The organism is Christiangramia sp. 3-2217-3z, assembly GCF_051195275.1.
Lineage (GTDB): Bacteria > Bacteroidota > Bacteroidia > Flavobacteriales > Flavobacteriaceae > Christiangramia > Christiangramia marina.
The window spans coordinates 378,383-401,665 of record NZ_JBNJLI010000003.1; the positions used below are offsets into that span (position 1 = coordinate 378,383).

Below are 23,283 nucleotides of genomic sequence, written 5' to 3' on the forward strand. Positions count from 1 at the left end.
GGGGCTTTTTAATTTTATGTATGATGACTATAAGTCGTAATCCATATTAGTCCTTTTGATTCCCATAATTTTCGAAACCGCACGGATCGATAGAATTTTATGGACTATCGAACCTACACCACTTCCCAGCAATGACATTGGTGTCATCTGGTCTTTGGTATGATCCATACTAAGACGAATCTCCTCTTTATCGATCTCTGTTTGTAACTTCAGAATTTTAAGATCTTTGTCGATATCTTTAAAGGATGAATAAACTCTCATTAATCATTTTTATCGTTAAAAACTGCTTTTGAAAACTTCTGAAGGATCAATTTCTCTATCGGTTCTTTTCCAAAGATATAAATCAACACCCCAACGATAAGGTAAAAACCACCTACGATAAAGTAACCGGAGCTGGGTACACCAATTGACTGACTAATAATAATTGCAATAGCGAAGGATAACATGATCCCGGCAATGCTTAACAAAAAACCCATAATTAAGAAACGAACGAGCGATGTTGCTCCCTTCATTCCCTGCTTAAAGGCTTTAAGCTTGTAGTATTCAGCATTACTGTGCAGAAATGCCTGAATATTATGATTTAAGTCGTCTACGTTGTTAGAAAGCTTTTCAAATGCCATAGAGAAATTATACTACCGCTTTATTTGGAGTGTTTCCAGATCCAGATGAAGTTCCCGGCTTATCTTTCTGCAATTTAGAATTTTGTTTTCTAAGTTCTTCTAATTTCGACTCCATTGCAGATAAAATATCATCTGCTTTATGACTTGCTGAAGATAAAGTCTCTTCCAGTCTTACTTCGAAATCTGTTCTTGCTTTCCTAGCCTTTTCAGAAAGATTAGAAGAAGTTTCATTGTACTTCTTATTTAGCCTTTCCTGAGCATTCTGAGCATCATCTTTAAGTTTCTTGCGAGTTTTATCTCCGCTATCTGGTGCATAAAGTAAACCTACACCAGCTCCAATTGCTGCTCCGGTAATTAATGCTAATAATGTATTTCCTGTACTTGCCATAAGTTATTGATTTTAGGTTAATAAAGCTCAAAGATAGCGGTTGGTTTCACCCTAGCTTGTTAATAACCGGTTAATATGTTAAAACTTGAATGCTAAATTATTCTTAAATAGCAAGATAAACTGTCTAAGATTTAATTTTAGCCCAGGAATCACGCAAAGTTACAGTTCTATTGAAAACAGGCTTTTCAGTCGTGGAATCTTTGTCCACACAAAAATATCCTATTCTCTGGAACTGTACCTTATCTTCAGGTTTCGCATCCTTCAGGCCAGGTTCAAGGTAACCGGTGACTACTTTTAATGATTCCGGATTTACGAAATCAAGATAATCTCTTTCCTTATCCCCATCTGGTGCTTCTTCAGTAAATAACCTGTCATAGAGTCTAACTTCCGCTTCCACAGCATGTTTTACCGAAACCCAGTGTAAAGTACCTTTCACCTTCCGAAGCGATTCTTCAGAGCCGCTTCCACTTTTACTTTTTGGATCATAAGTAACGTGAATTTCAGTAATATTCCCTTCAGCATCCTTTACAACATCCTCACCTTTAATGATATATGCATTTTTAAGGCGTACTTCCTTTCCTAGTGTTAACCTGAAAAACTTACGGTTTGCACTTTCTTTAAAATCTTCTCTTTCAATGTATAATTCCCGTGAAAATGGAATTTCCCTGCTCCCGGCAGCTTCATCTTCAGGATTATTTTCAGCTTCCAGCCATTCTTCTTCTCCTTCAGGATAGTTAGTGATCACCAGTTTAACAGGATCCAGAACACCCATAACCCTTGGAGCTATTTTATTAAGATCTTCTCTAACACAGAATTCAAGGTGAGAAACATCAATCATATTCTCACGTTTTCCAACGCCAATCGAATCGGCAAACTTCCGGATAGCTCCAGCGGTATAACCTCTTCTACGCAATCCTGAAATTGTAGGCATTCTGGGATCATCCCAGCTGTCTACAAAACCTTTTTCGACAAGTTGGAGTAACTTTCGCTTACTAACAATAGTATGACTTAGGTTTCTACGTGCAAATTCTCGCTGTTTTGGCTCAAATTCACCTTGTTTGCTTACTTTTTCAAGAAACCAGTTGTATAATTCTCTATGTGGTAAAAATTCCAGAGTACAGAAGGAATGAGAAACATGCTCAATAAAATCTGACTGTCCATGTGCCCAATCGTACATTGGATAAATCTTCCAGTTATCTGCAGTGCGGTGGTGTTCCTTATGCAAACAACGGTACATGATCGGGTCACGCATTAGCATATTTGAAGAAGTCATATCGATCTTTGCGCGAAGTACATGTCCCCTTTCAGGAGTATCGCCATTCTTCATCTGTTCAAAAAGCTCAAGATTTTCCTCTACTGAACGCTTTCTATACGGACTTTCCTTTCCAGGTTCGGTAGGTGTTCCCTTCTGCTCTGCGATTTCTTCTGAAGTCTGGCTATCTACATAAGCATCGCCATTTTTGATCATTTCTACTGCCCAGTCATAAAGTTTCTGGAAATAATCTGAAGCATAACATTCCTCAGCCCATTTGAATCCCAACCACTCGATATCTCTTTTAATAGCATCTACATACTCCTGCTCTTCTTTTGCAGGATTCGTGTCATCAAATCTTAAATTTACAGGAGCATTATATTTTTCACCCAATCCAAAATTTAAACAAATCGAGGATGCGTGACCAATATGCAAATACCCATTAGGTTCAGGAGGAAACCTGAATTTAAGTTCTTCTCTTGAATAATTAGAATTAAGATCTTCTTCTATGATCTGCTCAATAAAATTGAGGGACTTTTTAGCTTCTGCCATAACCTGTTTTAATAAGCTGCAAATTTATCAAATTTTAAATCGATAAAGACAGCATGCTAACAATAGTATCTTTAAAATTAATAACTTGGATTAAATTCAAGAATTATAAAATGGATGACCTGTATAAAATCATACTATACTCAGCATTTTCGGGGATTACTGTATTTATTGGCGGCTTACTTTCCAAATACTTTGGAAGCAATCCAGACATCACAAATCGAAGGAAAGAAATAAACCATTTCATTACGGCTTTTGGAGGAGGTATTCTTATGGGTGCCGTTGCTCTGGTATTAATTCCAAGAGGAATGGAAGATCTGGATCTCACGGTTCTGCTCTTAGCTTTTATAGCCGGTGCGCTGATTGTGTTTTTAATAGACCGGAAACTAGAAAGATCTGGAAGTACTTTATCGCAATTACTGGCAATGCTGTTAGATTTTATTCCTGAAGCGATAGCATTAGGTGCAATATTCGCGACAAATCCTAAGACTGGTATTCTACTGGCCGTATTCATTGGCTTACAGAATTTACCTGAATCTTTCAATTCCTACCAGGATCTTATAAAATCTGGGATGAAATCGAAAAAAGCACTTACAATTCTGTTTGTCTTGAGCTTCAGCGGAGTTTTAGGTGCGCTACTCGGTTATGAATTTCTAACAAACCTGCCTGAAATTACGGCCTTTCTTATGGTATTTGCCGGTGGTGGAATATTATATCTCATATTTCAGGATATCGCTCCAAATGTAAAGCTAAAACGAGCATGGATACCCGCATTAGGTGCAAATCTTGGTTTTTTAATTGGGATGATTGGAGAAAAATTAATTCAATAATTATTCTATTCTTCAGGAAATATATCTTTGTAAAAAAAGTTTTGGGAGTAATCACACTTAAGAACATTAGAACTTTCGCTTATCATGGATGTCTTGATGAGGAAAGTAAAATTGGAAGCGAATACCAGGTAGACCTTAAAGTTTCTGGAGATCTCTCCCATTCTGCAAAGACAGATGAACTTAAAGATACCATTGACTATGTTCATCTAAATCATATTGTGAAGCAGGAAATGGCAATTCGATCCAAATTATTGGAAACGGTTGCTGATAGGATTTTAACCCGTGTTCTTAGCGAACTTATTATGGTTCAGCAAGCTGAAGTAGAAGTTTCCAAGATCAACCCACCAATTGGAGGTAATGTTGCTATGGTTACTGTAAGCATGCAGAAATCAAGGTAGATTTTAGTTTTGATACTTAAATTTTTTATTACATTTGCCATCCCGCAAAGGGCATCGTGGCCGAGTGGCTAGGCAGAGGTCTGCAAAACCTTGTACAGCGGTTCGAATCCGCTCGATGCCTCAAAAAAAAGCTTCCTGAATCAGGAAGCTTTTTTTATTTCTGATCTTTTGTTTTAGTAAAATCCAGATCACCAATTAAAGAATCACTTGGTGTAATTTCTTCGATCTGATCCTTGATCTCATCTACCTGGTCTGGAAAGAGTCCCTGAAAGATTAAAACCACCCCGAATATCACCAGTATACAACTAATGAACTTTTTCATGATATAGATTCGGTTAGGCGTTAATTTCCGATTCAGTTTTTTTGCCAGTAAGATCTTGGCGACATCTACAATTAGATAAGTGATAAGCACTGTAGCAATAAACACTCCTATTCTATCCATCTGCATATCCAGCTTAGGACCAAAAACAATGATCACTCCCAGCCAGAAACCAAGCACTCCAATATTTATAAAATTCAGTAGAAAACCTTTTGCGAACAAGCTGAAATAAGCACTTTTTCCTAGTTTTCTAATTTCAGGAGTCTTATCATCTGTTTGCAGAGATTTCTTCGATTGTACAAAGGTCATCAAGCCATAAGTAGCGAGGATCATGCCGCCAAAAATGAACAAAGCTGGATCATCTTTGAGACTTTCCAATAGCTTGGTGGTGCTAAAGTAAGCGATGGTTATAAATACACAATCAGCGAAGATAACCCCAAAATCCAATGCAATAGCGGCTCTAAAACCTTTTATAGCAGCGGTTTCCAGTAATACAAAAAAAACCGGTCCAAATAGAAAAGCCAGAAAGAAACCTAAGGGTAAGGCAGCTAAAACGTCCTGTAACATACAGTTAAGTTGTTTTGCAAATGTAAACTTTTTGTGGTTTTAAAGTAAATATAGCAGTTAAAGCCTGAATGCGATACTTTTTCCTACTAATTTGCTTCTACATCTGCTCTGCTACCTAATAAAGTGAAATCTAAATGACGTTTGACCAGGTCTGCATTTTTAACTTTGACGTAAACCTCATCACCTAAAGTGAAAGTTTTACCGGTACGTTTGCCTGTTACAGCGAACTCATCAGCATCATACTCATAATGATCATCGTTCATATCACGCAACCTTATCATTCCTTCACATTTATTTTCAACGATCTCCACGAAGATTCCCCAATCTGTAACTCCAGAAATTACGCCCAGAAATTCTTCATCCTGATGATCCATCATGAATTTAACCTGCATGAACTTTATGGAATCTCGTTCTGCACTGGTTGCAAGATACTCGCGATCACTACTATGGTTACATTTGTCTTCGTACTCTTCTTCACTGGCAGATTTATGACCATCCAGGTAATGTTGAAGCAATCTATGCACCATGACATCCGGATACCTTCTAATTGGAGAAGTAAAATGAGTATAATGATCAAAAGCTAAACCATAATGTCCGATATTATCAGTGCCGTAATAGGCCTTGCTCATGGTACGAATAGCTAAAGTATCCACCATGTTCTGTTCTTTTTTACCCTGCACATCTTCCAGAAGTTTATTTAAAGAACTGGTCGTGGAATTACGGTCTGTAAGGTTCAGTTTATGACCAAACCTGCCTACTATACTTTGTAATGAAGCAAGTTTGTCTTCATTAGGTTCATCATGACATCTGTATACAAAAGTCTTTTTCGGCTTCTGTTTACCAATAAATTCAGCCACTTTTCGGTTGGCGAGTAACATGAATTCCTCGATAAGTTTATTCGCATCCTTGGCAGTTTTAAAGAAAACTCCTACTGGTTCATTTTCTTCGTTAAGGTTGAACTTCACTTCTACCTTGTCAAAAGAAATCGCACCATTTCGCATACGACGACTTCTCATCTTCTTAGCAAGCCTGTCCAGTGTGGAAATAGCATCTACTATTTCACCACTAACAGTATAGGCATCTTCACGAATTGAAATGTCTTTTGGAATACTCCCAGCATTCGTTTCGATAATATGTTGAGCTTCTTCATAAGCAAAACGCTCGTCTGAATAAGTCACAGTTCTTCCAAACCACTGATCTTTTACCTCAAGCTTATCGTTCATTTCAAAAACTGCAGAAAAAGTAAATTTTTCCTCATTCGGTCTTAATGAACAGGCGTTGTTCGAGAGTATTTCAGGAAGCATAGGTACTACGCGATCCACCAAATACACTGATGTTGCACGTTCGTAAGCCTCATCGTCGAGAATAGTTCCAGGTTGCAGGTAGTGCGATACATCTGCTATATGAATTCCTATCTCGTAATTACCATTTTCAAGTTTTCTGAAGCTTAAAGCATCATCAAAATCCTTTGCATCTTTTGGATCTATCGTAAAAGTCAGGATATCGCGCATATCCCTTCTTTTAACAATCTCATCTTTGTTGATTGAAGTATCTATCTTATTAGCGTATTCTTCCACTTCTTCCGGAAAATCATGAGGAAGACCATGTTGGGCAAGAATAGAATGAATTTCTGTATTATGTTCTCCTGGAGTACCAAGTACCCTGGTGATCGTAGCAAAAGGCGAATCTGCCTTATCCGGCCACTCTTCGAACTGGATTACTACTTTGTCTCCATCTTCAGCACCGTTCATTTTGTTGGCCGAAACAAAGAAATCTGTGTACATGGATTTATCATCCACTACCACAAATCCAAAATCTTTTTTCTTCTGAAGCGTTCCAACAAACTCTGTTCGCTTACGCTTGGTGATATTTACAACTTCACCTTCACTTTTCTTATTGCGACGGCGATTGTAAATGTAGATTTCCACAGTATCACCATCAAAAGCAGACTTTAGGTCTTTATTCGCGATGAATATATCCTCATCAAATCCATCAACGATCGCATATCCATAACCTTTGGTGGTTAGATCAAGTACCGCGGTATGATAGTTCTTGGAGCCTTCGATCTTAAATTTCCCACGTTCAACTTCTTCAATTTCCTTTTTTGCAGTGAGTTGAGCTAGTTTTTTTATGATCTGGTTTCTACTACTGGCATCATTAACACCCAGTATAGAAGCAATTTGTTTGTAGTTATATGTTTTTCCCGAATTCTTTCTAAGGATATCAATAATGCTTCGGGTGAGGTTGCCCTGTCCTTTGGGCTTATTCTTGTTCTGTTTCTTCATTCTCAAATAGTATGCGATAAAATTACGCCATAAAAATCAGTCTGCATCCTGTTGAGATTAAAGTTTTGTTAAGTCCAAAGAGTATTTAAATAGCTAAAATACTAAGCATCAATATTTTATTTTAAATTAATTTTAGTTTTATTAAGATTTAATCTTAATTTTTTCTTAATTTTATTTTAACATTAGCAATCAGTTCATCGTTTAAATTTGCTAACAGAATGAAATTACATAGGTCCTCATCTTATACAGCGGTCTTTTTTCTGATCTTTTTGATCGGACTTATAATTTTTGTTACCATTATTAACAAATCACTAAACGAGAAAAGTGATCTTCTGAATACTACTTCCACTGAAACTCCTGTAACTACTTTAGTATCTGCTTCTAACGATTAATGCGTATCTTAGGGAACTAATTTTTTCCCATGAAAGACTACGTTTGCCTGGCAACTTTTACATATCCGCACGAGACATTAATTCTAAGATCCAGATTCACTGATGAAAATGTAATGCATTATTTTCAAAACGAAACTTTAGTTGGTCTAATTCCATTCAGTTCTTCTGCTTTTGGCGGAATAAAACTAATGGTTCATCCACAAGATGTCTCAAAAGCAAAAGAGATCCTTGACTCTTTCAACGACAAATCTTCTTCTCTACGCATCGTATAGTTATGAACAGTATATACTATTATTATCTTTTCTTCTTTTTTAAAAAAATTAAATGATGGTATATGATGGCGTGTTCATTTGTACAATAATTTTACTCCTACTTCCTTGTTATTTCAGTTGTAATTATTTGATAACAGTTTATCAACAAGGCTGTGAATAGCTAACTAATTGATATACTTGGGTTTTTAAGATTTACTTAACAGAAGTTCTTAAATTTTATTAATGCCTGTTTATTGAAAAGTTTACTATCAACAATTGTCAACAACCGAATTTTAAGTGCTCATAAATTGATAAGAAATAACCTAGTTATAATTTGCTTTATTGATAGTAGTTCGAGTATTGTTATTAAAATCTTAAAAAGCAAATTTCTTTATCATTAAATCATCAGATGTTTTACACAATTGTATGTGGATTTTAAAGCCTTGAAAATGAGTCAAAACCTGAAAGTAATTAACAACGGGTTTTAAGCTTCTTAACTGCTTGTTTTTTTAACTTTGTATCAAACAACACAACTATGAAAATATCTATAGGAAACGACCATGCAGGTACTGGTTATAAACAAATGATCCAATCTGCCCTGGAAAAAGAAGGTCACAAGCTTACCAATTATGGAACAAATGAAGAGGATAGTGTAGATTACCCAGATTTTGTTCATCCAGTTGCAAACGATGTGGAAAATGGAAATGCAGATCTTGGTATCATTATATGTGGTAGTGGAAATGGTGCTAATATGACCGCTAACAAGCATCAGGGCGTGCGCTCTGCATTATGCTGGACCGTTGAGATCGCTAAGCTAGCCCGGGAACATAATAACGCTAATATTCTTAGTATTCCTTCGCGTTTTGTTTCTGAACAGCTTGCAAAAGAGATGGTAGAAGCATTCCTTGATACGAAATTCGAAGGCGGCCGTCATCAAAGAAGAATAGACAAGATTCCGGCAACTAAATAAGTATGGAATTGAATATTGAAATTAAAAAGTTCAGCGAACTGAGTCTCGCTGAACTTTATGCAATTTTACAATTACGTTCTGAAGTTTTTGTCGTGGAACAGGATTGTGTATATCAGGATATTGATGGTAAGGATGCTGAAGCTTTACATGTTCTGGGAACCAAAAACGGGAAGATCGTAGCGTATACTCGGTGTTTTGCTCCCGGATATTACTTTCCTGAAGCAGCTATTGGTCGTGTGATCGTAAAAGAATCTGAAAGAAAATTTGGATATGGACACGAGATCATGAAAGCTTCTGCCACTGCTATTTTTAAAAATTATAATACTTCAAATATTAAACTTTCTGCACAACAGTATTTGATTAAATTTTACGAATCTCACGGTTACCAATGTATAGGCGAAGGCTATCTTGAAGATGGTATTCCACATATAGCAATGATCAAAGACTAGTATTACTTCAGAATCTCAGCGTATTTGTTTTCGCTGTTCAGGATCTCCCTGGCTTTGGCAATCTCTGGATTGTTCACCGTATAATATTCATACAGGCCTTCTTTATAGAAATATCTCTTTATGATCTCATCTTTAAGAAGGCTTATAATTTCAGGTTTTCTGAGTTCCAGCTGCTGTTTTTCATGTTGCTCCAGTTGGGATCTTATTCCTGAAGCTTCAAATTTCAATTCCAGATTTTCCTCTTCAGAGGTAGCAATTAATTCATCCAGTTCCTTTTCCGTAGCAGTTACATAATCAAAATCAGATCCTCTCAGGTATACTTTGAATTCCTGGAAATCTGCATCGTTGAAATCAAAATCATTCAGATCTTCTATCTTGTGTGAGTAATAATATTCCGTAGCATAATTAAAGATCGCATCCTGCAGTAATAATGCCTGCGTGATCTCACTAAATTCGGAAGTTTCTAATTTTACATCTGGTAAAATTCCTCCACCATCATACACCTTACGCCCATTACGGGTATTAAATTCATTATAGTCTTCAACTTTAGTTCTAACTGCTTTGCCATTTTCATCCCGGCGACGATAGTCCAGCGCCTGTATACATCTTCCACTCGGAGTGTAATACCTGGAAATGGTAATTTTAAGCTGAGTTCCATAGGCTAATTCCCGTGGTCTTTGTACCAACCCTTTTCCAAAGGATCTTGCCCCAACAATTACTCCTCTATCCAGATCCTGTATTGCTCCGGCCACGATCTCACTGGCAGAAGCGCTACGCCCGTTTACCAGGACGACCAAAGGAATCTTAGTATCTATAGGTTCTCTCTGTGTATAATAATCCTTGTTATACTTTTCTATGGCAGATCGCGTGGTGACGATCAATTCATTTGCTGGAACAAAAATATTACTCACATTAATTGCTTCACTCAGTAATCCTCCCGGGTTCCCTCTTAGATCAAGAATGATCTTGTTAGCGCCCTGATTTTTTAGTTCTTTCAATGCTCTGGAAACTTCGGTTGAAGCTTTGGCATTAAACCTGGATAGAACGATATAACCTGAATTATCTTCGAGTAATTTGTAGAATGGCACTGCATTTAGATCTACAGATTCCCGTTTTAGCGAAGTTTTCTGTTCCTTTCCCTGTCTTACAAAGGTGATTTCCACGGCAGTTTCAGAAGCACCATTAAGCAGTTCTCCCGCATCATCTTTAAAATCTGCAACTCGTATATCCCCAATCTTAGTTATAAGATCTCCGGCTTTTAAACCGGCTTTATCTGCAGGATAATCTTTATAAGCTTCCACAATGGTGATTCCAGTAGCTCCATTTTTAACAGCCGCGCCAATCCCGGTATATTCACCAGAATTATTGATCCTCGCTGCTTCCACATCCTGCTCATTCCAGTAGTTGGTATAAGGATCAAGATCTGTAAGCATTGATTTTATCGCAGAATCCATTAATTGTGCAGGATTTGTTTCATCAACATAATTCATGTTGATCTCCTTGAAAAGTGTCGTGAAGATCTCGATCTGTTTAGCGATCTCGAAAAAATCTGATTTAAAACTTACAGTTCCTATGAAAATTCCTGCAAGAAGAACAGGTAAAAAGATAAGGTTTTTAAAGTTCTTTTTCATGAGTCGGCTGTTTTTCTGAAAAGTTCTTCAGCAATTTGATCATATTCTTTTCCATTTTAGAATGATCGATCTCATCCCTGGAAATATATATGAACATAAAAGCATGAGAAATTGCAAGATCGCTGGTAACAAGGTACTTATTTTTTCTGAAAGCTTCGCGCATCAACCGTTTGATCCTGTTGCGTTTTACTGCTGTTTTCACCAGTTTTTTAGGTACCGAAACTCCTGTTTTTAATTCTGGTTTATCTGAAGTCTGGATCGGGGCATAGATAAGTTTCAGCGGATAACTTTTCAGATTTCTACCTTCAGCAAAGAGCAGATCTATATGCTTTTTGCTTTTTAATTTTTCCAACTTTCCGAAGCTCTGATCCATGTTTCAAAAGTACCAATACTTTCAAATAAAAAAACCCTTCCGTAGAGAAAGGGTTTTATAATATTTCCTGGTAGAGTTTATTCTTCTCCTTCTTCTTCGGAAGACTCTCCGTCTTTGTTCCAAACGTTATCTGAAGGATTTACGTCTGCCATCATTTTCGAACTATCAATTTCTATAGTAGCAATGTCTTTGGCGGCATCGATCTCCAATTCGTAGGTAGGGAATCCCCAGGCCCAGTCTTCAGCTACAGTTCTATCTTCACCTTCACGTGCTTCTTTCTCCCAACGCATCATTTCCAGTGGGATATAGTAGGTTTTCTTAGAACCATCGGCATAGGTTACATCAATATCTATAGGCATTGGCATTAATCCATTTCTTTTCAAAGATACAGTTGCCTTGGCATCCTTCATTTCAACATCATCTATTGCGTAATCGATCGTATTGGTGGTTTGTGTCCAATCCATTAAATACCAGTCCAGCTCTGCTCCAGAAACCTTTTCAGCAATTCTTATAAAATCGTTAGGCGTTGGATGTTTGAATTTCCATTCATCATAGTATCTGTTCAAGGTTTTTGAAAGATTCTCTTCACCTATGATGTATCCAAGTTGTGCAAGAAATACAGCTCCTTTAGAATAAGCAGAAGTTCCATAAAGGGCATTCAGTTCATACCTGTCGGCATGCGTAGATTGCGGTTGCTCTCTTCCTGAATTCGCCAGGTACTGGTATCCTCTGTAAGAACCAGTGTGCGGATTCTCCTTATTTTCTCCAAGTATTACATTTTCAGCTTCCGAAGAAATGTACGAGGTAAAACCTTCATCCATCCACTCGTGTTTACTCTCGTTAGTAGCCATTAGATGCTGAAACCAAGCATGTGCCATTTCGTGAGCAGTAACGCCAACAAGACTTCCAAAAGAACGTTGACCAGTGATTAGAGTAAGCATCGCATACTCCATTCCACCGTCTCCACCCTGTACTACAGAGTATTGATCCCATGGATATGGTCCAATATGTTCGTTAAAATACAGAAGTAATTCTGCTGTTTTTGGCTGAAGATTTTTCCAGTTCTCTTTGATATTTTCATTGTCTTTATAAAGGAAATGCAGTACAGTACCATCTTCAGCAACCAACTTGTCATGGATATACTCAGGATCTGCTGCCCAGGTAAAATCATGAACTTTAGGTGCTTTGAAATGCCAGGTTAGCTTGTCCCCTTTTTTTCTCTTTACCTTAGTTCCTTCTTCTTCGTAGTTGTATCCGATTTCCTGAGGATTTTGAAGATATCCTGTACTTCCAAGTATATAATCCTTATCGATACTAATCTTTACATCAAAATCTCCCCATACTCCATGAAATTCACGGGCAACATAAGGATCTGCATGCCATCCCTGGAAGTCATATTCTGCCAGTTTAGGATACCACTGACTCATAGAAAGCGCTACACCTTCAGAGCTGTTTCTACCAGATCTTCTAATCTGTTCCGGAACCTGACCTTCAAATTCCATGTTGAATTTTACTTTTTTACCAGGAAGAATTGGCTCAGCAAGTTCTACTTCCAGAACAGTTCCAACTTCTTCATAATCTAATGAAGTTCCATCCTGAGTTAGAGAGTTTACTCTCAAATAACCAATCTGGTCTTCAGAAAGATCACTAATACGGCTTACTCTTTTTGGTTCTTCCTCAGTACCTTCATTTCTAACCATTCTACCATCTGGATCTGCAATACTTTCCAGTCTGGCATTCATTTCTGAACCTGGCTGAAAGGCATTAAAGTACAGGTGATAAAAAACTCGGTTCAAAGTGTCTGGGGAATTGTTGGTATAGGTCAATTCCTGAGTACCGGTGAATTTGAAATTCTCCACATTTACATCCACATCCATTTTGTAATCTACATGCTGCTGCCAGTAGGAAGTGTTGTTCTGTGCCTGAATTACTCCGGCGGTAAGTAGTATTAAGCTGAAAAAAATATTCTTCATTCTAGTTATTTTTTGAAATTTGATCTGCTAAAATTAAGGCGTTATATAGATTAGCCATTTTTCCTGAAGTCGAAATAGTCTGGAACTTCTTGGTATTGCTCGTATCTCCACCCAGAACTACCGTTGCTTTTGTAGATATACCACTATCCATAATTATTTGTTTTACCTGCCCCGCAGATAATTTTGGGTAATAACCTCTTATGATCGCCGCGATTCCTGCAACTGCTGGTGATGCCATAGAAGTTCCCTGAAGATACTCGTAAGTATCGTTTGGTGTTGTAGACCAGATCTTGGTTCCAGGCGCGAAAACATCTACGTTAGTAGCTCCATAGTTAGAAAATGTCGCGATAAGATTCGCTCCATACTCATAATTCAATGCACCAACTGTTAGAAAATTATCACTGATCTCTGTAGTTTCCTGCGGATTCTGGTCGTTAGGATAAACCCTTTTTTTGTCAAGATCTATTCCTTCATTTCCAGCGGCATTTACGATAAGAACATCTTTATCTGCCGCATATTTTATGGCATCGATCACCCATTCCGGGTTTTGAGAAAAGTATTTTCCAAAACTTGTATTGATGACTTTCGCACCATTATCTACGGCATAACGAATTCCCAGTGCGATGTCTTTATCATACTCATCACCATCTGGCACAGCTCTTACTGCCATGATCTTAGCATTGCTGGCAACTCCTTTAAGCCCTACGGAATTATTTCTGTTAGCTGCAATGATCCCGGCAACGTGTGTTCCATGCTTGGCATCTTCTTTCTTTGGATCTGGTCCTGAAACTTTGTTGTTTCCATAGTTGGTATCGGTGATATCATAAGGATCGTCACCCACAATAGCTCTACCATCCAGGTTTAGATTAAAGTGAGTATCAAGACGACCACCGAAATATTCCACACCTTCATTGATCTCCTTGATCACTTCTGGTATACTCTCGTCCACATTGCTCTGCATTTGCCCAACGATCATTTTTGCCTGTTGTAGTTCCTGGGTTTCAGGTTTGAAATCTAACACCTGCTTTTTAGTATAATCTTCAGTTCCCAGGGCTTTAGTCATAGCTACATGTGCATTTTTCACCTGCTGTAGGATCTGGGTATACTGCTGCTGAGTTTGCTGAGCTTCCTGGTATTCCTTATCGTATTCTTTTTTAGCTTCCAGGTACATATTGTATTCTTCCCTGTCTGCAGTGCTTATGCTACTCTGGGATTTCCCTTCATATTTGGGTTTTAAACGCTTGATGATACGAGTAAACTCCATGTTTTCTTCCACGGCATCCCCTAAAAAGTTCCAGCCATGCACATCATCAATAAAACCGTTCTTATCATCATCTTTTCCATTACCAGCGATCTCGTCCTCATTAGTCCAGATCACCCCTTGCAGATCTTCATGTGTGATATCTATACCGCTGTCCACCACTCCTACGATAACCGTTGAAGGTTTGTTGTTTTTAATAATTTCAGCATAGGCTCTATCCACGCTCATTCCCGGAATAGTGTCCCTGGAAAGATCTGAATTGGTCCAGTCTTTCAACTGGGCATCTGTAAGGTCCTTTACTTTTAAAGGAATAGAATCAATATTGCTTACTGGTGTGGAAACTACTCTTGGAGCAGTACTGCTACATGCAGTTAAAGCGCCGGCTGCCAGGATGGTCAGGAACGGCTTATAAACAGGTATTCTCATAGTTGTTTTAATTGAATAATTCGTTGAAGGTATAAGTCTGATCGTGTCTTACTCCCTTTTCGGTATTTTTTAGAGTTATTATTTCATTATGAGCGTCATGCTCCATGAACAGGTAATAATTTTCATTTGCTGCTGTTTGCAGAAATTTCTCTTTTTCAGCAAGCGTTAATAGTGGTCTGGTATCGAAGCCCATAACATAAGGCAAGGGAATATGTCCCACGGTAGGAAGAAGATCTGCCATAAAAACCAGTTTCTTACCCTTGTAGTCAATATGCGGAATCATTTGCTTATCTGTATGTCCGTCTACCAGAAGCGATTCGAAGCCAAGATGATCTGCTTTGCAAAATTCACTGTTTCCCTCCCGCTCCACGAAATGAAGTTTTCCGCTTTGTTCCATTGGAAGAATATTTTCTTTCAGAAATGAAGCTTTTTCGCGTGCATTTGGATTCGTAGCCCATTCCCAGTGATCTTCATTGCTCCAGAACCTGGCATTATTGAATGCCGGTTCATAACCTGTACGTTCTTTATTCCACTGGATACAACCTCCACAATGGTCAAAATGCAGGTGAGTCATAAAAATATCTGTAATATCATCACGATGAAAACCATGCTCCTTAAGTGAACTATCTATAGTATGCTCACCCCAAGGGTAGTAATAGCTAAAGAATTTTTCACTTTGCTTATCACCCATTCCGGTATCAATTAGAATAAGTTTATCACCATCCTCAATGAGCAAACATCGGGCAGCAATATCGATCATATTATTCGAGTCGGCAGGATTGGTACGGGTCCAGAGACTTTTCGGGACCACTCCAAACATAGCTCCACCATCTAATTTAAAATTTCCGGCTTGTATAGGATAAAGGGTCATTCAGAATAAATTTGAAGATTTCTCCGCAAAATAGAAAATCTCATAGCTAATTCGAATTATTTTCTAAATGATTTAACAGCCTCGTAATAATGTTAGGCTTTTAATAATAAGCTTTGATAGTAAAACATTTTTAATATTTTTAGCAATCTTAAGCAAATACAGAATCTATGGTTGAATTGGCAGGAATAGTGATCCTTGGGATATTGGCACAGTGGGCAGCATGGCGGTTTAAGATCCCTGCTATTTTGCCATTAATACTTGTAGGTCTTGCTGTAGGACCAATTTCTACTTTTTTTACTGAAGATGGTTCCAAAATTATTGAACCAATCTGGAATGGTGAGTCCGGACTATTTCCTGGTGAAAGCCTTTTCTATTTCGTTTCCCTGGCGATCGGGATCATTCTTTTCGAAGGTGGATTAACACTGCGGAAGGGCGAAATTCTTAATGTTGGCCCGGTGATCATCAAGTTGATAACCATAGCCGTGATCGTTACTTTCTTTGGAGCCGGTGTGGCAGCATACCTGATATTTGACCTTAGCTGGCAGATCTCTTTCTTATTTGCGGCGCTTATCATTGTAACCGGTCCTACCGTTATTACCCCTATTCTTCGGAATATTCCCTTAAAGTCTGATATCTCAACTATTCTGAAATGGGAAGGAATTCTAATCGATCCTATTGGTGCACTTGTAGCGGTATTAATGTTTGAGTTTATTAGCGCTGGTACCGGAACAGAATTCACAGAAACAGCATTGATAGAATTTGGAAAGATCGTCCTGTTTGGATTTACCTTTGGATTCACCTTTGCTCACGCTCTGGCTTTTGCCATCAAAAAGAATGTGATCCCTCATTATTTACTGAATGTTCTAACGCTAGCAACCGTGCTGGGAGTTTTTGTACTGGCAGATCTTTTCGCACATGAAAGCGGACTGTTAGCCGTGGTAGTAATGGGAATGGTGATGGGAAACATCAACCTTCCAAACCTGAAAGAATTACTTTATTTTAAAGAATCTCTAAGCGTACTGCTTATTTCGATCCTGTTCATACTACTTGCTGCGAATATCAATGTTGAAGATTTGATGCTGGTTTATGATATCAAAGCATTGATCCTGTTTGCTACGGTGGTACTCATCGTTAGACCTCTGGGCGTATTTGTGAGCAGTATAGGCTCTTCACTTAAATTCAACGAAAAACTATTTATAAGCTGGGTTGGACCACGTGGTATCGTAGCCGCAGGTATCGCTTCTCTCTTCGGAATTGAACTTTCTAATCAAGGCGTTCCTGGAGCAGAATATATCACTCCGCTTGTGTTTATGATCGTACTGGGAACAGTTCTTCTGAATGCGACCACAGCCCGATTATTTGCTCAATTGGTGGGAGTTTTTCTGAAGAATTCTCAGGGAATCTTAATCATTGGAGCATCTACTATTTCAAGATTGATTGGTAGTTATCTGAAGAAGAACAACAGACATGTAGTCTTGGTTGATAGTAATGGCACAAATATTAAAAAAGCACAGGAACTTGGATTGGATGCGATCCAGGAAAATGTTTATTCAGATGATCTTATCAATAATATTGAATTAAGTGATATCGGTTACTTGATGGCCATGACTGGAAATACGGAAGTAAACCTGAATGCCATTGAAAAGTTCAGAAAGCATTTTGGAGAAAATGGGTCTTTTAGAGTAGTTTCTTCAGATGAAATGTATGATCCTGAAAACAATCCTAAAGAAGGACTGTTCTCGCAAACCGATGATTATATTAAGCTAACAAATCTTGCCAGAAAGTATCCTTCAATTCATGAAATTGAACTGAATTCCAAGGAGCACTATGAAGGGCTTATAGAGATAAGTAAAACCGATTCTGATATCATTCCACTATTTGTAAAAGATGAGGAAGGAGAACTTAGTATTATTCCTTCTAACAGCCTGGAAGTAGAAATTGAGGAAGGTTTTATGATGGTTTATCTTGGAAAGGAACTGGAAACAGGAGACAGCGAAGAAAAAGAGAACATTGAAAGGAATATCCAGGAGGAAAATTAATTACTCCTCCTCTAATTTTTCAATTAGTTCATCGGTCACTTCCAGTGTATGAAATACGTTCTGAACGTCATCGTCATCTTCAAATTTTTCGATGAGGTTCAGGATTTTGGTAGCATCTTCCACTGGCAATTCAGTAGTATTTAAAGGTATACGCTGTACTTCAGAATTTTTAGGTTCTATTTTAAGTTCTTCAAGTTTTGAAGACATCATTCCAAAATCATTGAAATCTGTATAAACTGTTAGATAATCGTCTTCCTTATCAAAACTTGATGCACCACCTTCAATAAGCTCCAGTTCCAGTTCTTCAAGTTCTATTTCGATATTTTTATTTTCTAATACAAAAACTCCTTTTTTATCAAAAAGAAACTCCAGAGAACCATTGGTGCCTAGACTTCCGCCATTTTTACTGAAGATGGAACGAACTGAAGCTACAGTTCTATTGGTATTATCTGTTGTAGCTTCCACAAAAATGGCAATTCCATTTGGTCCATAGCCTTCAAAAGTGACCACTTCATAATGATCGGCATCTGCGCCACTAGCTTTCTTGATCGCACGTTCTATGGTATCCTTGGGCATATTGACGCCCTTGGCATTCTGGATGGCATTACGCAAGGCGGGATTAGCTTCAGGATCTGGTCCTCCGCCTTCTTTTACGGCAACTGTGATCTCTTTGATTGCCCTGGTGAATTGCTTCGCTCTTTTCTTGTCCTGAGCTCCTTTACGATGCTTGATATTTGCCCATTTGCTATGTCCAGCCATTTGTAGTCTGTAGTTTTTGGTTTGTAGTCGATAGATTTTCTATCGAAAAATCCCTTATCACAAAATTAAAAAAATGGAGCAGAATGAATAAAAGAAGAAGACCTCACAAGTTTTGAAACCTGTGAGGTCTGTTTAATTTTTGCGTTAGGGATAGCAGTGACAGCTTTTTGGAAGCCTTAGCGACCAAAAACTAAAACGAATAGCCCGCCGCCTTAGGAAGGCGGAACGCCCGGATGATAACAATATAAAAGTTATGACTAATCGTTCAGTTTAAGAACCGCCATAAATGCTTCCTGAGGAATTTCAACGTTTCCAACCTGTCTCATTCTCTTTTTACCTTTTTTCTGCTTTTCAAGAAGTTTACGTTTACGGGAAATATCACCACCATAACATTTCGCGGTAACATCCTTACGTAAAGCTTTTACCGTTTCACGGGCAATGATCTTCGCACCAATTGCCGCCTGGATTGGAATGTCGAACTGTTGTCTCGGGATCAATTCCTTCAGTTTCTCGCACATTTTCTTTCCAATATCATACGCGTTATCCACGTGTAATAGAGCAGAAAGTGCATCTACCGTATTCGCATTCAGAAGTACGTCTACTTTTACAAGTTTAGACTGGCGCATTCCAATTGGAGAATAATCGAAAGAAGCATAACCTCTAGATACAGTTTTCAACCTGTCATAGAAGTCGAAAACGATCTCTGCCAAAGGCATGTCGAAAGTCAGCTCAACCCTTTCTGTAGTAAGATAGGTCTGGTTGGTAATTTCTCCACGCTTTTCAATACATAGAGACATTACATTCCCAACATAATCTGACTTTGTAATGATCGTAGCCTTGATAAATGGTTCTTCAACCCTGTTCAATGTAGAAGGTTCAGGAAGGTCAGACGGGTTATTTACCAGTAAAGCCTCATCTGGATTTTTATTGGTGTAAGCCTGGTAAGAAACGTTAGGAACCGTTGTGATCACGGTCATATCGAATTCACGTTCCAGTCTTTCCTGAATAATTTCCAGGTGTAACATTCCAAGGAATCCACAACGGAAACCAAAACCTAAAGCTGCAGAACTTTCAGGAGTAAAAACCAGCGAAGCATCGTTCAATTGTAATTTCTCCATAGAAGCTCTTAGTTCTTCGTAATCTTCAGTATCTACAGGATAAATTCCGGCGAAAACCATTGGTTTTACATCCTCAAAACCTGCGACAGCTTCCGTAGTTGGATTTACGGCGCTGGTAATAGTATCACCAACTTTCACCTCGCGAGCATCTTTAATACCCGTGATGAGGTAACCAACATCACCGGTTTTGATCTCTTTTCGCGGGAATTGTTTTAAACGAAGTGTTCCCACTTCATCGGCATCATATGTTTTATTGGTTGCAACAAACTTGATCTTTTCACCTTTTTTAATAGATCCATTAATAACTCTAAAATAAGTTTCAACACCTCGAAAAGGGTTGTAAACAGAGTCAAAGATCAATGCTCGAAGTGGAGCATCAACTTTTCCTGTTGGAGCAGGAATTCTGGAAATAATAGCATCAAGAATCTCATTGATTCCAATACCTGTCTTTGCACTTGCCGGGATAACATCTGAAGCATCACAGCCTAAAAGATCCACAATATCATCTGTCACCACCTCAGGATTTGCACTAGGGAGATCCACTTTATTTAGTACCGGAATGATCTCAAGATCGTTCTCAAGAGCAAGATAAAGATTCGAAATAGTCTGAGCCTGAATACTTTGAGCTGCATCTACTACCAGTAAAGCACCTTCACAAGCAGCAATAGAACGGGATACTTCATAAGAAAAATCCACGTGTCCCGGAGTGTCGATAAGGTTTAGCGTGTATTCTTCACCTTCATGAACATAATCCATTTGTATCGCATGAGACTTAATAGTGATTCCGCGTTCCCGTTCCAGGTCCATACTGTCCAGCAGTTGTTCCTGTTTTTCACGCTCGGTTACAGTCCCGGTAAAATCCAGCAGGCGATCTGCCAGTGTACTTTTCCCGTGATCGATATGCGCGATTATGCAAAAATTTCGAATGTTCTTCATCTCCAGTATTTGTATCCTTAGGCCTAAAAATTCAGGTAATTTTAAGACTACAAATATAATTGAATTAATAGTCTTATATAAAATTTCAAGTTTATGTTTGTTTCGCTGTGTGAAAGCTTTCGATAATGCTATTTTAGAGCTTGTAAATTTCTTTGCTGAAGTCTATACCACAAAGGCATTGCATCAAAAAACTGACTATGGATTTCCTGAAACCCGATACTGAAAAGACATCAAATTATGATCATCTTGAAAAGATGAATACTGTAGAACTTCTGAAGAATATCAACAAGGAAGATCAAATGGTGGCTGAAAGTGTGCAGAAAGCAATTCCGGCAATTGAAGTTCTGGTAGACAGGATCGTGGAAAAAATAGGAGCAGGAGGAAGGCTTTTTTATATTGGAGCTGGTACGAGTGGCCGGCTTGGAGTTCTGGATGCTTCAGAATGTCCGCCAACATTTGGGGTTGAGCCTGGAATTGTAATTGGTCTCATTGCCGGTGGCGACATTGCTTTGAGGAATGCTGTTGAAAATGCAGAAGATGATAGGGAGGAGGCATGGAAAGATCTTCAGCAATATGAGATTTCTTCAAAGGATGTCCTGGTAGGCATCGCTGCTTCGGGAACTACCCCTTATGTCATAGGCGGAATTGAAAAAGCCAAAGAGAATAATATAATTACGGGTTGTGTTACCTGTAGCTCTGGAAGTCCGTTGGCAAATGCTTCAGAATTTCCATTAGAAGTGATTACCGGGCCAGAATTTGTTACGGGAAGTACCAGGATGAAAGCAGGAACAGCGCAGAAAATGGTGTTGAACATGATTACAACTACTACTATGATCAGGTTAGGAAAGATCAAAGGAAATAAAATGGTAGATATGCAGTTATCCAACAAAAAGCTGGTGGGACGTGGCACCCAGATGATCATGGATGAATTACATATAGACGAGGAGCAGGCAAAAGCATTATTATTAGAGCATGGCAGCGTAAGACTGGCGATCGCTAATTTTCAACAGCACAATTAATGATCAGATCTTTAAAATTTTATAAATCCTTATCGCTGATTCTTCTGGCGTTTTTCGCCTATTCCTGTAAATCCACCAAAAATGTTGCTGTAGCTGAAGAGCGATCTGAGACAACAGACACGCTGGTTCAGAAGGAGATGGAAAGTCCTGAGGTTTCAGAAGAAATTACTGAAAATACGTTTATTGAGCCGCCTCTTAATATAGCCGAATTTAGAGCAGCCTGGATCGCAACGGTTGCAAATATCAACTGGCCGAGTAAAGCAGGATTATCTACTGAAGTACAGAAAAAGGAAGCCCTGGAAATGCTTGATTTTCTTGAAGAGAATAATTTCAATGCGGTCATTTTACAGGTTCGGCCCCAGGCTGATGCACTATATCAAAGCGAACTGGAGCCATGGTCCTATTTTCTTACCGGCAAAAGTGGCAAGGCACCAGAACCCTATTACGATCCGCTCGATTTCTGGATAGAACAGGCTCATTTAAGAGGTCTGGAGCTTCATGTCTGGCTCAATCCTTATCGCGCGCATCATACCACCGGAAAAGAGATTGGTGAAAAATCTATTGTTAAGACCCATCCTGAACTCGTAATGGAACTGAAGAACGGGATGTGGTGGATGGATCCAGGAAGTGAAAAGGTGCAGGAACATTCAGCAGCAGTAGTAATGGACATTGTGGAACGCTATGATATCGATGCCGTTCATTTTGATGATTATTTCTATCCCTATGCTTCCTATAACGGAAAAAACGGATTCCCCGATGATGCAAGTTTCCAAAAATATCTAAATAGTGGAGGTGAACTTTCCAAAGCCGATTGGAGGCGTAAAAGCGTTAATGATTTTATTGAAAGAATTGCCGGTGAAATTAAAGCTGAAAAGTCTTTCGTAAAATTCGGGATTAGTCCGTTTGGGATCTGGAGACCTGGTTTTCCTGCAAGTATCAAAGGAATGGACCAGTATGAAGAATTATATGCAGATGCTAAATTATGGCTGAATAAGGGCTGGATCGATTATTTCACTCCGCAACTCTACTGGCCCACGGCAAAAGTAGGGCAGAGCTTTCCAGTTTTACTGGGTTGGTGGGAATCTGAAAATGTAGTGGGAAGACATTTGTGGCCGGGAATTAATCTTGCCCTAGATGAAGAAAAACCAGGTGAAATTGCCTCACAGATCATGATCTCTCGTGGAATTCTTCCGGATAGCCCGGGTGTGGTTCACTGGAACATTGGACCGTTGATGAAAAGTGAGAAATTAAGAAATTCTTTAAAAAACGGACCTTATCAACAAAATGCTTTGGTGCCAGCGAGTCCATGGTTATCTTCTGAAAGTCCTAAAATTCCAAGCATTGAGCTGGCTAAAACAGCTTCAGAATATACTATAAAGAATTCCAGTTTAGAGGAGCACTTCAGGTGGGTGGTATATTACCAGTACGAAAATAGTGGCTGGAACTACAAAATTTTGAATAAGGAGCAGGATTTGCATTCGCTCCCAATTCAGAATAAAGACAACAATAAACTGATTAAAATAGGGATTACTGCGGTAGATCGCACCGGAGCTCAAAGTAGCTTCCAGCAATATGATCTTCAAATCCTTGATCGTATAAAATCTTAA

Annotated in this window: 22 protein-coding genes and 1 tRNA gene; 10 read left to right on the forward strand and 13 right to left on the reverse strand. The window is 38.6% G+C overall.

Annotated elements, in window-relative coordinates; all coding sequences use genetic code 11:
* Window positions 1–27 precede the first annotated feature (27 nt).
* From ACSHZO_RS07620 to ACSHZO_RS07635, 4 genes are all read right to left on the reverse strand, one after another.
* Window positions 28–261 carry a DUF6327 family protein gene (locus ACSHZO_RS07620; RefSeq protein ID WP_298246901.1) on the reverse strand — a complete coding sequence of 78 codons (234 nt, stop codon included), beginning with the start codon at window positions 259–261 and terminating at the stop codon, window positions 28–30.
* A complete protein-coding gene (locus ACSHZO_RS07625; RefSeq protein ID WP_141876422.1) occupies window positions 261–620 on the reverse strand; it encodes a phage holin family protein in 360 nt (119 codons plus the stop codon). The genes ACSHZO_RS07620 and ACSHZO_RS07625 overlap by 1 nt, the downstream gene beginning before the upstream one ends.
* Before the next feature lie 7 nt (window positions 621–627).
* Window positions 628–1,008: a YtxH domain-containing protein gene (locus ACSHZO_RS07630; protein ID WP_298246902.1), complete on the reverse strand. Its 381-nt coding sequence runs from the start codon at window positions 1,006–1,008 to the stop codon at window positions 628–630.
* Between the two features lie 124 nt (window positions 1,009–1,132).
* A complete protein-coding gene (locus tag ACSHZO_RS07635) occupies window positions 1,133–2,812 on the reverse strand; it encodes a glutamine--tRNA ligase/YqeY domain fusion protein (RefSeq protein ID WP_298246903.1) in 1,680 nt (559 codons plus the stop codon).
* Window positions 2,813–2,922: 110 nt separating this feature from the next.
* On the opposite strand from ACSHZO_RS07635, the gene ACSHZO_RS07640 reads away from it, so the two are divergent.
* From ACSHZO_RS07640 to ACSHZO_RS07650, 3 genes are all read left to right on the forward strand, one after another.
* Complete coding sequence (locus ACSHZO_RS07640) at window positions 2,923–3,639, forward strand: ZIP family metal transporter (protein WP_298246904.1); 717 nt, start codon at window positions 2,923–2,925, stop codon at window positions 3,637–3,639.
* 41 nt (window positions 3,640–3,680) lie between these two features.
* Entirely contained in the window at window positions 3,681–4,037 is a 357-nt protein-coding gene (gene folB, locus ACSHZO_RS07645; RefSeq protein ID WP_298246905.1) for a dihydroneopterin aldolase, read from the forward strand.
* Window positions 4,038–4,087: 50 nt separating this feature from the next.
* A tRNA-Cys gene (locus ACSHZO_RS07650) sits at window positions 4,088–4,158 on the forward strand.
* Between the two features lie 33 nt (window positions 4,159–4,191).
* Here ACSHZO_RS07650 and ACSHZO_RS07655 read toward each other — a convergent pair.
* Together ACSHZO_RS07655 and rnr are read right to left on the reverse strand one after the other, a co-directional pair.
* Entirely contained in the window at window positions 4,192–4,923 is a 732-nt protein-coding gene (locus ACSHZO_RS07655; protein WP_295179533.1) for a LysE family translocator, read from the reverse strand.
* Between the two features lie 86 nt (window positions 4,924–5,009).
* Entirely contained in the window at window positions 5,010–7,208 is a 2,199-nt protein-coding gene (rnr, locus tag ACSHZO_RS07660; RefSeq protein ID WP_298246906.1) for a ribonuclease R, read from the reverse strand.
* A gap of 218 nt (window positions 7,209–7,426) precedes the next feature.
* On the opposite strand from rnr, the gene ACSHZO_RS07665 reads away from it, so the two are divergent.
* The 4 genes from ACSHZO_RS07665 (at window position 7,427) to ACSHZO_RS07680 (ending at window position 9,270) form a co-directional block, all read left to right on the forward strand.
* Complete coding sequence (locus tag ACSHZO_RS07665; RefSeq protein WP_298246907.1) at window positions 7,427–7,600, forward strand: hypothetical protein; 174 nt, start codon at window positions 7,427–7,429, stop codon at window positions 7,598–7,600.
* A gap of 29 nt (window positions 7,601–7,629) precedes the next feature.
* Window positions 7,630–7,872: a DUF2007 domain-containing protein gene (locus ACSHZO_RS07670; RefSeq protein WP_298246908.1), complete on the forward strand. Its 243-nt coding sequence runs from the start codon at window positions 7,630–7,632 to the stop codon at window positions 7,870–7,872.
* 514 nt (window positions 7,873–8,386) lie between these two features.
* Entirely contained in the window at window positions 8,387–8,821 is a 435-nt protein-coding gene (gene rpiB, locus ACSHZO_RS07675) for a ribose 5-phosphate isomerase B (RefSeq protein WP_298246909.1), read from the forward strand.
* A gap of 8 nt (window positions 8,822–8,829) precedes the next feature.
* Window positions 8,830–9,270, forward strand: coding sequence for a GNAT family N-acetyltransferase (locus ACSHZO_RS07680; RefSeq protein WP_295179541.1), 441 nt, complete (start codon window positions 8,830–8,832; stop codon window positions 9,268–9,270).
* Window positions 9,271–9,272: 2 nt separating this feature from the next.
* On the opposite strand, the gene ACSHZO_RS07685 is transcribed toward ACSHZO_RS07680, so the two are convergent.
* The 5 genes from ACSHZO_RS07685 to ACSHZO_RS07705 all read right to left on the reverse strand — a co-directional run bounded on the left by ACSHZO_RS07685 (window position 9,273) and on the right by ACSHZO_RS07705 (window position 15,805).
* A complete protein-coding gene (locus ACSHZO_RS07685) occupies window positions 9,273–10,901 on the reverse strand; it encodes a S41 family peptidase (protein WP_298246910.1) in 1,629 nt (542 codons plus the stop codon).
* Window positions 10,885–11,274: a ribonuclease P protein component gene (rnpA, locus tag ACSHZO_RS07690; RefSeq protein ID WP_295179522.1), complete on the reverse strand. Its 390-nt coding sequence runs from the start codon at window positions 11,272–11,274 to the stop codon at window positions 10,885–10,887. Before rnpA ends, ACSHZO_RS07685 begins: the two co-directional genes overlap by 17 nt.
* A gap of 77 nt (window positions 11,275–11,351) precedes the next feature.
* Window positions 11,352–13,247 carry a M1 family metallopeptidase gene (locus ACSHZO_RS07695; protein ID WP_298246911.1) on the reverse strand — a complete coding sequence of 632 codons (1,896 nt, stop codon included), beginning with the start codon at window positions 13,245–13,247 and terminating at the stop codon, window positions 11,352–11,354.
* 1 nt (window position 13,248) lies between these two features.
* Window positions 13,249–14,934 carry a S8 family peptidase gene (locus ACSHZO_RS07700; protein ID WP_298246912.1) on the reverse strand — a complete coding sequence of 562 codons (1,686 nt, stop codon included), beginning with the start codon at window positions 14,932–14,934 and terminating at the stop codon, window positions 13,249–13,251.
* Between the two features lie 7 nt (window positions 14,935–14,941).
* Window positions 14,942–15,805 (reverse strand): MBL fold metallo-hydrolase, encoded by an 864-nt coding sequence (locus tag ACSHZO_RS07705; protein WP_295179516.1) that lies wholly within the window; start codon window positions 15,803–15,805, stop codon window positions 14,942–14,944.
* A gap of 167 nt (window positions 15,806–15,972) precedes the next feature.
* Here ACSHZO_RS07705 and ACSHZO_RS07710 point away from each other — a divergent pair, with 167 nt between their 5' ends.
* Complete coding sequence (locus ACSHZO_RS07710) at window positions 15,973–17,844, forward strand: cation:proton antiporter (RefSeq protein WP_295179514.1); 1,872 nt, start codon at window positions 15,973–15,975, stop codon at window positions 17,842–17,844.
* On the opposite strand, the gene ACSHZO_RS07715 is transcribed toward ACSHZO_RS07710, so the two are convergent.
* Together ACSHZO_RS07715 and lepA are read right to left on the reverse strand one after the other, a co-directional pair.
* Window positions 17,845–18,603, reverse strand: a complete 759-nt coding sequence (locus tag ACSHZO_RS07715) for a YebC/PmpR family DNA-binding transcriptional regulator (RefSeq protein ID WP_298246913.1) — start codon at window positions 18,601–18,603, stop codon at window positions 17,845–17,847.
* A gap of 257 nt (window positions 18,604–18,860) precedes the next feature.
* Complete coding sequence (lepA, locus tag ACSHZO_RS07720; protein ID WP_298246914.1) at window positions 18,861–20,657, reverse strand: translation elongation factor 4; 1,797 nt, start codon at window positions 20,655–20,657, stop codon at window positions 18,861–18,863.
* A 197-nt stretch (window positions 20,658–20,854) separates the two neighbouring features.
* On the opposite strand from lepA, the gene murQ reads away from it, so the two are divergent.
* Entirely contained in the window at window positions 20,855–21,676 is an 822-nt protein-coding gene (gene murQ, locus ACSHZO_RS07725; protein WP_298246915.1) for an N-acetylmuramic acid 6-phosphate etherase, read from the forward strand.
* A complete protein-coding gene (locus tag ACSHZO_RS07730) occupies window positions 21,676–23,283 on the forward strand; it encodes a glycoside hydrolase family 10 protein (protein ID WP_298246916.1) in 1,608 nt (535 codons plus the stop codon). Before murQ ends, ACSHZO_RS07730 begins: the two co-directional genes overlap by 1 nt.

Coding starts and splice junctions, on each gene's coding strand:
- murQ (WP_298246915.1), top strand. CDS start 20,855: ATGGATTTCCTGAAACCCGATACTGAAAAGACATCAAATTATGATCAT.
- ACSHZO_RS07710 (WP_295179514.1), top strand. CDS start 15,973: ATGGTTGAATTGGCAGGAATAGTGATCCTTGGGATATTGGCACAGTGG.
- ACSHZO_RS07705 (WP_295179516.1), bottom strand. CDS start 15,805: ATGACCCTTTATCCTATACAAGCCGGAAATTTTAAATTAGATGGTGGA.
- rpiB (WP_298246909.1), top strand. CDS start 8,387: ATGAAAATATCTATAGGAAACGACCATGCAGGTACTGGTTATAAACAA.
- ACSHZO_RS07630 (WP_298246902.1), bottom strand. CDS start 1,008: ATGGCAAGTACAGGAAATACATTATTAGCATTAATTACCGGAGCAGCA.
- ACSHZO_RS07685 (WP_298246910.1), bottom strand. CDS start 10,901: ATGAAAAAGAACTTTAAAAACCTTATCTTTTTACCTGTTCTTCTTGCA.
- ACSHZO_RS07670 (WP_298246908.1), top strand. CDS start 7,630: ATGAAAGACTACGTTTGCCTGGCAACTTTTACATATCCGCACGAGACA.
- ACSHZO_RS07640 (WP_298246904.1), top strand. CDS start 2,923: ATGGATGACCTGTATAAAATCATACTATACTCAGCATTTTCGGGGATT.
- ACSHZO_RS07715 (WP_298246913.1), bottom strand. CDS start 18,603: ATGGCTGGACATAGCAAATGGGCAAATATCAAGCATCGTAAAGGAGCT.
- ACSHZO_RS07655 (WP_295179533.1), bottom strand. CDS start 4,923: ATGTTACAGGACGTTTTAGCTGCCTTACCCTTAGGTTTCTTTCTGGCT.
- rnr (WP_298246906.1), bottom strand. CDS start 7,208: ATGAAGAAACAGAACAAGAATAAGCCCAAAGGACAGGGCAACCTCACC.
- ACSHZO_RS07620 (WP_298246901.1), bottom strand. CDS start 261: ATGAGAGTTTATTCATCCTTTAAAGATATCGACAAAGATCTTAAAATT.
- ACSHZO_RS07730 (WP_298246916.1), top strand. CDS start 21,676: ATGATCAGATCTTTAAAATTTTATAAATCCTTATCGCTGATTCTTCTG.
- ACSHZO_RS07625 (WP_141876422.1), bottom strand. CDS start 620: ATGGCATTTGAAAAGCTTTCTAACAACGTAGACGACTTAAATCATAAT.
- ACSHZO_RS07700 (WP_298246912.1), bottom strand. CDS start 14,934: ATGAGAATACCTGTTTATAAGCCGTTCCTGACCATCCTGGCAGCCGGC.
- lepA (WP_298246914.1), bottom strand. CDS start 20,657: ATGAAGAACATTCGAAATTTTTGCATAATCGCGCATATCGATCACGGG.
- ACSHZO_RS07695 (WP_298246911.1), bottom strand. CDS start 13,247: ATGAAGAATATTTTTTTCAGCTTAATACTACTTACCGCCGGAGTAATT.
- rnpA (WP_295179522.1), bottom strand. CDS start 11,274: ATGGATCAGAGCTTCGGAAAGTTGGAAAAATTAAAAAGCAAAAAGCAT.
- ACSHZO_RS07635 (WP_298246903.1), bottom strand. CDS start 2,812: ATGGCAGAAGCTAAAAAGTCCCTCAATTTTATTGAGCAGATCATAGAA.
- ACSHZO_RS07665 (WP_298246907.1), top strand. CDS start 7,427: ATGAAATTACATAGGTCCTCATCTTATACAGCGGTCTTTTTTCTGATC.